At 51.2% G+C, this 9,469-nt stretch carries 7 protein-coding genes and 2 pseudogenes; 2 read left to right on the forward strand and 7 right to left on the reverse strand.

Features of this window, described 5'->3' with window-relative positions; translation table 11 throughout:
- Positions 1-410, forward strand: a 410-nt coding sequence (locus tag ASC86_RS26400; RefSeq protein WP_210170359.1) for a hypothetical protein, incomplete at its 5' end; no start/stop codon positions are given.
- A 99-nt stretch (positions 411-509) separates the two neighbouring features.
- Here the strand turns inward: ASC86_RS26400 and ASC86_RS16145 are convergent.
- Positions 510-818: a hypothetical protein gene (locus ASC86_RS16145; RefSeq protein WP_056323293.1), complete on the reverse strand. Its 309-nt coding sequence runs from the start codon at positions 816-818 to the stop codon at positions 510-512.
- A gap of 425 nt (positions 819-1,243) precedes the next feature.
- Here ASC86_RS16145 and ASC86_RS16150 point away from each other — a divergent pair.
- Positions 1,244-1,450 (forward strand): annotated as a pseudogene (locus tag ASC86_RS16150) (transposase); the annotation flags it as partial.
- Positions 1,451-1,662: 212 nt separating this feature from the next.
- Here the strand turns inward: ASC86_RS16150 and ASC86_RS25880 are convergent.
- The 6 genes and pseudogenes from ASC86_RS25880 to ASC86_RS25350 all read right to left on the reverse strand — a co-directional run bounded on the left by ASC86_RS25880 (position 1,663) and on the right by ASC86_RS25350 (position 9,050).
- Positions 1,663-3,045, reverse strand: a complete 1,383-nt coding sequence (locus ASC86_RS25880; RefSeq protein WP_156387085.1) for a hypothetical protein — start codon at positions 3,043-3,045, stop codon at positions 1,663-1,665.
- A 1,207-nt stretch (positions 3,046-4,252) separates the two neighbouring features.
- A complete protein-coding gene (rfbA, locus tag ASC86_RS16155; RefSeq protein WP_056323298.1) occupies positions 4,253-5,122 on the reverse strand; it encodes a glucose-1-phosphate thymidylyltransferase RfbA in 870 nt (289 codons plus the stop codon).
- Complete coding sequence (rfbD, locus tag ASC86_RS16160; RefSeq protein ID WP_056323300.1) at positions 5,119-6,021, reverse strand: dTDP-4-dehydrorhamnose reductase; 903 nt, start codon at positions 6,019-6,021, stop codon at positions 5,119-5,121. The genes rfbA and rfbD overlap by 4 nt, the downstream gene beginning before the upstream one ends.
- A 2-nt stretch (positions 6,022-6,023) precedes the next feature.
- Entirely contained in the window at positions 6,024-7,076 is a 1,053-nt protein-coding gene (rfbB, locus tag ASC86_RS16165) for a dTDP-glucose 4,6-dehydratase (RefSeq protein ID WP_056323304.1), read from the reverse strand.
- 14 nt (positions 7,077-7,090) lie between these two features.
- Entirely contained in the window at positions 7,091-7,663 is a 573-nt protein-coding gene (rfbC, locus tag ASC86_RS16170) for a dTDP-4-dehydrorhamnose 3,5-epimerase (RefSeq protein ID WP_056323307.1), read from the reverse strand.
- 148 nt (positions 7,664-7,811) lie between these two features.
- Positions 7,812-9,050, reverse strand: a pseudogene (locus tag ASC86_RS25350) (UDP-glucose/GDP-mannose dehydrogenase family protein).
- Positions 9,051-9,469 lie beyond the last annotated feature (419 nt).

Raw genomic sequence — 9,469 nt, forward strand, 5'->3', positions numbered from 1 at the left:
CCAGCCTCCTGCTCCTTCAGCGCTGCAATAATCTGCTCTTCCGTAAATCTCTGCTTCTTCTTCGTCCGTCCTTAATGAGCCGGACTCTAATCCATTCTGAAGGAAATTCTCAGGGGCAGGTCAACGTGGCGAGAGATTTCGGCCAGATGCTGGGTCATGGCATAGGTGTCGCACCACGGCATGACGAGGGCTGCGGCCTTGCCGAGCCTCGCGCAGATCGCTCCGAAGATATAGGCCGACCGTCTGCGCTGGTCGTGCGGGCTGACGGTCGTGTTCCGCGTCTGGCCCAGCGCTGTGTGCTCTCGTTCTTTTTGACCGATACGAGCCTCGTCCTGCCACCAGATTTCTATTCGTTTGCCTTTAGCAACTCCGGTGGCGATTTGCGCCACTGCGACGGGGATGTTTTTTAAATTCCTCAATCGCATCCGGGTTCTGTGTATTATGTTTTGGCCGAGCCGTGAGTTTGCGATAGCCCATGGCATTCAACTCGCGCCCAAGCTTCTGGCGGCTCACCGGGATACGATACTCCTGCCAAAGCCGCGCAGATTGAAACGCTCAACCCAGTCGTGAATGATCTGCAAGCCCACTCCGCCAATATATGCCGCCTGGCCCCGTGAACCACTTTCATAAATGACGGACAGCGCAAGCAAGCGGCGAGCCCAGTCCGCGCCACAGCTCCGTCTGGAAAGCCGGCGCAAGTCGTCGGCCGTATAGTTCTGGCGGATTGTAACGGCTGTTCCCATGGCGAAATCCCTTCCGCCATTCTGATTCATGATTTGCCCAAAAATGGAATCCCGTAAGTTAATACCAATGAGCATTTGTATAATCCTGATGGATGGGGAGTAGTGACGTATTGGATATCTTGATTTCCTTGCCTTGTAGGCAGAGCCTCTGTGGAGGAGGAAGACCCATGGACATTGGTTTTGGACTAGTGATCGGCATCTTCGTTGGGCTAGTGATAGCTTTTCTCACGCGCCGCGCGGTTAATGGTCTTCCAGAGCTCAAAGACGGCGAATACTGGGACTGATTGGCGCTTGGACCGGTCCAAGTTTCCCGGACCAGTGGATGGTTGAGTTTTCCGCCTTTGACCTGCCACTGAAGTTTCATCCGCCTGGTATTAGAGCCTCGGCGGTTTTTGATACGCCAAATGGCGCAGTGTGAGCACCGGCGGAAACGCGATGACCTTGCCCCGTTGAAATAATCCATTTTGAAGTAAGCTCTGGCCCATCGAGAGGACCAGGGAATGAAGCGCAACCGTTTTACGGACGAACAGATCATCGGGATATTGAAGGAGCATGAGGCGGGGACGCCGGTCTCGGAGCTTTGCCGCAAGCACGGCGTCACTGATGCCAGCATCTATAAATGGAAAGCGAAATTTGGCGGCATGGACGTATCCGAGGCCAAGCGGCTGAAGACGATTGAGGACGAGAACGCGAAGTTGAAGCGGCTTCGCGCTTCAGGGTCGCCAGATTGTTGACGAAACGCGACGACACCCGGAAATGCCGGGCAGCCTCCCGATGACTACGGCCTTCTTCAACAAACGCAACAACACGACTACGCAACGCGATTGGATGTGATTTGCCCCTGGCGATCTCCTTCGTCATGAGGGAATCACAGCTACACTGATTTGAGAATCGTGAATCTCAAAAACAGCGACATGCTTTAGGAAAGTGGCCAAATATATGAGAACGCATTGACCTTAAGAAAACCTAATAAGTAAACATACAATGTTGACACAACCACAATTGCAAATGCAATGTAAAGTAGTGGCGTGTTGGCTGGTAGTCCAGCAAGAAGAATGAAAATCAGGCTAGCCGAGGCAATTTTAGCTGTGTCCAACCATGGCAACCCCCAATTTGGGATTCTTCTTAGCATGATCAATGACGTTATCACAGAGACAAGCGACCCCGCCAAAATGGAGACAGACATACAATATTCCCTCGAATCGTAGTAAAAAATACAAACATATGTAATACCTGTGACAACAAAACCGGCAAGAGCTCCGACGTATACCGGACCACCGCGGCCATTAAGTATAAATCCAACATCAATTGCGAAAGAACGAAATGCCACAACTGCAGAGGCAAACGAAATTATGTATATATTCAATAAGTATCCTGATAAATACTCTGAATTTACAAATAGATCAGTGAATTCCTTCTGAAAAAGCATGAAAATTCCGGCGATTGGAAAAATGACTGCAAACATCGTGCAAAACTGAACATGACATGACTTAATGAAGTGCCGCTCATGAGAATCCTGAATTAAACGGATGCTCGGCTGTAAGGTGACCAGATTTATCGCCATCCCTATGCTCATGAATATTCTCTGCGAAATGTCTAGGGCAAGTAACCCTCCAGATGTTTGCGGACCTGGTAGGCTCGCAATCGCAAGACCTCTAATTATCGCCTGTGTCGCATAAAAAAGCAGGTTCGCCAAAGAAACCGAAACACCAAACGAAGCGATTTGTTTTACCTCGTGCGTTGTCATGCTCCATCTGAAAATCCAGGCGCTAGGCGCCATACGTATAAGGTTGTACGCGATACCGATAGAAAATGCGATTGCAAGTGAAAGAATTCCGGCGTTGGCGGTCGGAAAAAAATGGGTTGCACCAAAAAATACAAGAATAGATGCAATTGAACGAATAAATCCTAACGCTACAAAATCTCTATTACGAAATTCGACTCGGGCATGGGCTTGCGCTAGGTCAAACAGTCCTTGGCTAGCAGCAAAAACAAGCACCGCAACAATAATTTTCTGGGAAAAAATTATTGCCAATGGAACTGACGTCGCTAACGCTAGGAATGATATCGCCGCGTACAGGCATATAATATTGGTCTTCTTGGCAATGTCTTGCTGAGAAAATCTAATATAATTAGTCCTAATCCAGTCAAACAAAACAACTGTTGTCAATTGGGACGTCGCCATCCAAAAACTAAATGAAGCAAACTCGGTTATTCCTAGTCTCGCGGATGCGATCCAAATTATGAAAAAATTTGATATATTGGCTATAACGATGGAAACCGGTAAAAATAGACGCTTCATTTAGTTTTTATCGCACTGTTGTTCTCAATATCGCGAAATGTCGATAGTTAGATTGGAGCATATGCCAAATAGCTTAGCGCAGCGCTAATTGTTTAGTGGACGCAAAGACCGGGTGGGAATCTCGCCTACGATAGCCGTACGTAGAACATCTTGGAGAATTAGTGCGTTGCACCAACGGTTGCTCCGCTATCAACTGTGGCGGACCCTACTATTACCGCCCCCGCGTAGATTGTTACTCCATCTCCCACAGGAGGGCAATCCGCAGCGTTATTGTCTCATCGGCCTAATGTGACATTTTGAAAAATTGTTACATTTTTGCCGATTACGCTCCCTTCTTCAATAACAACCCCCACGGGATGGGGCAAACGCAACCCTGGTTCAATTTCAGATTTGGGTGAAATATAACACCCGTAACCAGCACAAAGGCATCTAGAGAAATGGGCCCCCAAAATTTTCCGCAGATTCCCTTTTCCTTCCAGAATATAGCGCACCGAACAAGCCAGACTGATTTATAAGAAGGGGACGTTAGAAATGCCAAGAGTGCCCCCAAGGATCCCGCGCCTGTTGGTATTCGAAATTAAATCCGCCTCCCAGTTATTCATGGCAGCGCCTCCTTCGTGAAAGTGGTAAAGCCCAATGTCAAAATATAGTGACGCGCGGCGCGTCAGGGGTGGTTTGATAATATTTTGGAAGAAAAGAATATATATGGAGTAACTTTCCCATTCCGTCCGCCGACATTGTTCCTTCTGACTACAATTTTACCCACATCCCCGCTCTCGTTCGCAAAGGAAATCATCCTTGCACTTTTTTATTTGGGTCAATAGTTATACTCCGTCTCTTCGAAATCCGGACCGCGGTGTTGGGTATTTCCGGAGGCAACTCGAACCCAGCGCAAAGGCGGCTGTAAATTCACTGTTGCTGAAGGTTACTGGTTTTCCTGAATCAAATAAAATCCTGCATCCAGGGGAGTTTGGCATATTTACAAGTTGAAATCAGCGTAAGGGCCTGCGGTGGCACAGGCCGCTAGTCCGAATAATAAAGCCACCCCGGTTGGTATTCTTAGATGAGAACATAATTTCATTGCTAAATCTCTCTTTCTATGGTGGCCTCGGTGATTTCCGCGTCCAGTAACAAGTCCCAGAAACACTTTATTTCAAATGGCCCCAGTTTAATTACTAAAGTTCACATTATTCTGGCAGAACGAAGACTATTTTTCAGTGGTGAGCGCGTGTAGGTAACTCCCATACTTGCTCTTACCGAGCTCCTGCGCCAAAGCCGCCAGTTTGTCGACATCGATATAGCCCTGCCGGAAAGCGACTTCTTCCGGTGCTGCAATCTTGAAGCCCTGGCGTTTTTCCAGCGTGCCGACGAAATTCGAAGCATCGAGGAGACTGTCAGGCGTGCCGGTGTCCAGCCAGGCATAACCTCGCCCCATCAGTTCGACGGAAAGCTCACCTTGTGCAAGGTAGACATTGTTGAGGTCAGTAATCTCAAGTTCGCCGCGCGGGGATGGCTTCAGGTTTGCGGCGCGCTCAACCACCTTTTCGTCGTAAAAATAGAGACCCGTTACCGCCCAATTTGATTTTGGAAGATTGGGTTTTTCCTCAATTGAAACCGCCCGGCGTTTTTCGTCAAAGTCGACAACACCGTACCGTTCCGGATCAGTCACATGATAGGCGAACACGGTCGCTCCCTCTTTGCGATCGACTGCTGATTTCATCAGTTCTGGTAGCCCATGCCCAAAAAAGATATTGTCGCCAAGCACCAAGGCGCAGCGCTCGCCGTTGATGAAGTCCGCGCCGAGGATGAAGGCCTGAGCGAGGCCGTCCGGGGATGGTTGTGCGGTGTAACTGATGGAAATGCCCCACTGGGAACCATCGCCCAACAGGTGTTTGAAGGCTTCGGAATCGTGCGGCGTGGTAATGATCAGGATGTCGCGGATGCCGGCGAGCATCAGCGTGGTCAGCGGATAGTAGATCATCGGCTTGTCGTAGATCGGCATCAGTTGCTTGGAGATAGCCAAGGTGATGGGATGCAGGCGAGAGCCCGTGCCGCCCGCGAGGATGATGCCCTTCATTCAGTCTCTCCTTTGCTCGCCTGTCCGATCAGACGATCGAGCACAGCAGTTGTTGAGGCCTGCCAATGGGGCAAGCTTATGCCATAAATCACACTCAGCTTGTCGGTCGACAGCCGCGAGTTTTGGGGACGCTTTGCAGGGGTCGGATAGTCCGCGGTCGAGATCGGCTTGACCGTGACCGACTTCCCGGTTCGCTGTTCAAGCCCCTTGAAGATTTCACGCGCAAACTCCGCCCAACTTGCCTCCCCGTCAGCTGCAAGATGGAAAATGCCGCGCAAGCGCTGATCCGGGTCGGATTTCTGCCGCAAAGCGATCCGGATAAGTGCATCGGCAATATCATGTGCCGAGGTCGGGCGGCCGAACTGGTCGGCAACGACGCCGACCTCGTCGCGGCTCTCGGCAAGCCGCAGCATGGTCTTCATGAAGTTCGCGCCGTTTGCGGAATAGACCCAGGCCGTGCGCAGGATTGCGTAGTTGTCGGTGGCATCCGCCACCAGGCGCTCGCCTTCGAGTTTCGACGCACCGTAAACCGAAAGTGGACCGGTTACATCGTCCTCGACATAGGCGGCAACCTTGCTTCCATCGAAGACATAGTCGGTTGAAAGATGAAGAAGTGGAACGCCCATCTGGGCCGCAGCCTGGGCCACAGCTCCTGCCCCTACGGCATTGACGGCAAACGTGAGTTCGGGTTCGCTCTCGGCCTTATCGACAGCCGTATATGCTGCCGCCGATACGATCACATCCGGATTTGCCGCCAGGAGTGCACGCGACACGCTTGACCCGTCGGCCAAGTCCATTTCGGGCCGGCCGACAGTGATAAGTTCGACGCCAAGGCTTGCAGCCTGCTCGACCATCGCCTGAACGACCTGCCCCTGTTTTCCGGTTATCGCGATGCGCATGCTCACCCTTTCAGAACGCCGAGACGTTCGCCGGAGTAAACCCCTTGGCGCAACGGTTTCCACCACCAGTCATTGGCGAGATACCAGTCGATAGTCTTAGCGATGCCGCTGTCGAAATCCTCCTCTGCCTTCCAGCCGAGTTCTGTCTCCAGCTTCGTCGCATCGATCGCATATCGCGCATCGTGACCCGGCCGATCCGTGACATAGGAGATCAGTTTCTCATGCGGCGCGCTTGTTGCCTTGCGTTCATCCATCAGGGCACAGACGCGCTGGACCACGTCGATGTTGCGGCGTTCGTTGCGACCGCCGACATTGTATTTTTCGCCCAGGCGTCCATGTCCGGCGATAAGATGCAGAGCCCGGGCGTGATCCTCGACATAAAGCCAGTCCCGGATATTGGCGCCGTTGCCGTAAACGGGCAGCGGCTTTCCGTCCATGGCATTGAGAATGATGAGAGGGATCAGCTTTTCCGGGAAGTGATAGGGGCCGTAATTGTTCGAGCAGTTGGAAACCACCACTGGCAGGCCGTAGGTGCGGTGCCAGGCGATGGCGAGGTGATCGCTCGCGGCTTTCGATGCCGAATAGGGAGAGGATGGATCATAAGGCGTTTCCTCTTCGAAGAGCCCTCCCTCGCCAAGAGAACCATAGACTTCGTCGGTCGATACATGGAGAAAACGGAAGGCAGCCTTCCGCTCCGATGCCAGGTCGTTCCAGTAGTGGCGCGCCGCCTCCAGGAGGGCAAAGGTGCCGACGATATTCGTCTGGATGAAATCCCCGGCCCCCGTGATCGAACGATCAACATGGCTCTCGGCGGCCAGATGCATAATCCGGTCCGGCTGGAAGCCCTCGATCGCCTCGGTCATTGCGGCCCGGTCGGCAATGTCGGCCTTGAGGAAACGATGGTTCGGAGCGTTTTCGATCTGTTTCAACGAGGTGAGATTGCCAGCATAAGTGAGCTTGTCGACCGTCAGAACGTCGGCACCAACATTTGTGACGAGATAGCGAACCAGGGCCGAACCGATGAAACCAGCGCCGCCGGTCACAAGAATACGCATAGTGTTTCCCCAGCCTATTTGTCGTCAGAAGTGTAGGTGAATGCTGGCTCCAGATCGGTCAGGAAGGGCTGCACCTCGTCCTTCGCCGACAGGGTAAATCCAGCAGAGACATCGGGCCATGCAACCGCGATCGATGGATCATTCCAGTGCAGGCCCCGGTCATGCGTTGCGCTGTAAGGTGCCGTGACCTTATAATGAATCAGCGTATCGGGTTCTAGAGTCAGAAAACCGTGGGCGAAGCCCGGGGGAATCCAGAGCTGGTTTCCCTCCTCCGCCGTCAGTATCACGCCGACCCACCGGCCGTAATCAGGCGAACCGGTGCGGATATCCGCGGCAACATCGAAAATCGACCCGCTCAATACCCTTACGAGCTTGCCCTGGGCAAAGGGTTCCAGCTGGAAATGCAGGCCGCGAAGCGTGCCGACTTCGCGAGAAAACGACTGGTTATCCTGCATGAAGCCGACATCCGCAACGCTCTCGCGAAACCAGGTGTCTTTGAAAACCTCGGAAAAATATCCCCGGCGCCCCCCGAAACGGGTAGGTGTAATTTCTGTTACCCCGGCGAACTTACTACGCTTATAATTCATAATTCTTTTATAACCAAAAAATTCCATGAAAAGCAATATTACTTACATCGAATCTGAACTATATCTTTAGTTAACAATCAAGATTTTGCGTCCATATACTATAGATATTTGATTACATCATTAACTAGACTCGCTTAATCCCAGGAATTTAATGGGCTCGTCCAACTCCCGTGTAGTTAAAATCAAATTTTGCGAGAGCACCCCGCTGTATATATTTCTTAGATCAACCAGTACAGGATTTCACAACGCTTTTCAGTTTCATAAAATTAAGCGCCGAAACTGGTTCCACTCCGTCACGATGACAAGCACGTCGGCACCTTCGGCGGCATTGTAAGGTGTACGGCTGTCGGTAATTCCTTCAATTACCTTCTTTGCATTCTCCATACCTTCAGGATCATACCCGATAACGCTGGCTCCAGCGTCCTGGAGTGTGTGAATGATAGCGATGGAAGGCTATCGCGATATCGTCCGTATTGGGTTTGAAGGTCAGCCCAAATACAGCAATTTTCTTACCACGAACATCTCCGCCAGTTGGTTGGATAACTTTTCGACCCATAGCTCGCTTGCGATTGTCGTTCACGACAACCGTTGTTTCAATCAGACGTACCGGGCTTTCGTGATCCTGTGCAGTTTTGACTAAAGCCAGTCTATCCTTGGGGAAGCAGGAGCCGCCAAACCCAGGGCCAGCATGCAGAAACTTAGAGCCGATGCGGCCGTCAAGCCCGATACCACGAGCAACCTCCTGGACATCTGCACCTACCTTTTCGCAAAGGTCTGCCATCTCATTGATAAAAGTGATTTTCATGGTCAAAAAGGCATTCCCAGCGCACTTAATCAGTTCAGAGGTGCGCCGTGAAGTGAAAAGTAAGGACGCCTGATGAGATAGAGCGGTCGGTAAACATCGGTCATCACATCACGAGCGCGGTCGTTGTTCAAACCGATAACTATCCTGTCCGTTCTGAAATCATCGATCGCTGCTCCTCCTCGTATTGCGTTCAACTTCGTCTGCAGTCCCAACAGGAGCGGTTGATTTGGTTACGATGATAGTAAAGCCAGAGATATGCTCCGAAATTTCGCGTGAGGCTGCGTGAACATAAGAAAGATCTGCGTGGCCATCACCTCGCCACGAGGGCGTACCCGCTGCAATGAAGATTACATCCCTTGTGGGTACGCAAGCAACCAGATCAGTTGAGAAGTTCAAACACTCAGTTGCAATATTCTCCGCAACGGGCTTCTCCAACCCCGGTTCAAAGATCGGAATTTTACCAGATTTTAGAGTTTGAATTTTGCTTTCGTCTTTGTCCACGCAAATAACATCATGACCAAAATCAGCAAAGCAAACACCCGACACAAGTCCTACATAATCTGCACCGATTGTGATACGCATCTAGCCCTCTGAAAATGAGACTCGAAATAAAAGCTACTTTAACGCAATGCTTCGGCGGATATCTTTTCAGTTCCCATCCATGCATAAATAGTCAACATTTTGCAATGCAGCATTATCATAGCCTCCAATTCAGGTTAACGCAGATAAGAAAGTTCCGATCACGCAAACCAGCGCCGTTATTCGGAACCGTAACGGACGCCGTAGGCGATGAGGGTTTTGAATGTGGTGCAGCCTGCCTTGAGCATGGTGCAGTGATCTCGGAGATTACCCGCGCGGCCGGCATCCATGTCAGTCAGTGACCTGCCCCTGAGAATTTCCTCCAGAATGGATTAGAGTCCGGCTCATTAAGGACGGACGAAGAAGAAGCAGAGATTTACGGAAGAGCAGATTATTGCAGCGCTGAAGGAGCAGGAGGCTGG

This window comes from Rhizobium sp. Root1212 (assembly GCF_001424985.1).
Taxonomy (GTDB): domain Bacteria; phylum Pseudomonadota; class Alphaproteobacteria; order Rhizobiales; family Rhizobiaceae; genus Pararhizobium.

Coding starts and splice junctions, on each gene's coding strand:
- ASC86_RS16145 (WP_056323293.1), bottom strand. CDS start 818: ATGCTCATTGGTATTAACTTACGGGATTCCATTTTTGGGCAAATCATG.
- rfbC (WP_056323307.1), bottom strand. CDS start 7,663: ATGAATTATAAGCGTAGTAAGTTCGCCGGGGTAACAGAAATTACACCT.
- rfbA (WP_056323298.1), bottom strand. CDS start 5,122: ATGAAGGGCATCATCCTCGCGGGCGGCACGGGCTCTCGCCTGCATCCC.
- rfbB (WP_056323304.1), bottom strand. CDS start 7,076: ATGCGTATTCTTGTGACCGGCGGCGCTGGTTTCATCGGTTCGGCCCTG.
- rfbD (WP_056323300.1), bottom strand. CDS start 6,021: ATGCGCATCGCGATAACCGGAAAACAGGGGCAGGTCGTTCAGGCGATG.
- ASC86_RS25880 (WP_156387085.1), bottom strand. CDS start 3,045: ATGAAGCGTCTATTTTTACCGGTTTCCATCGTTATAGCCAATATATCA.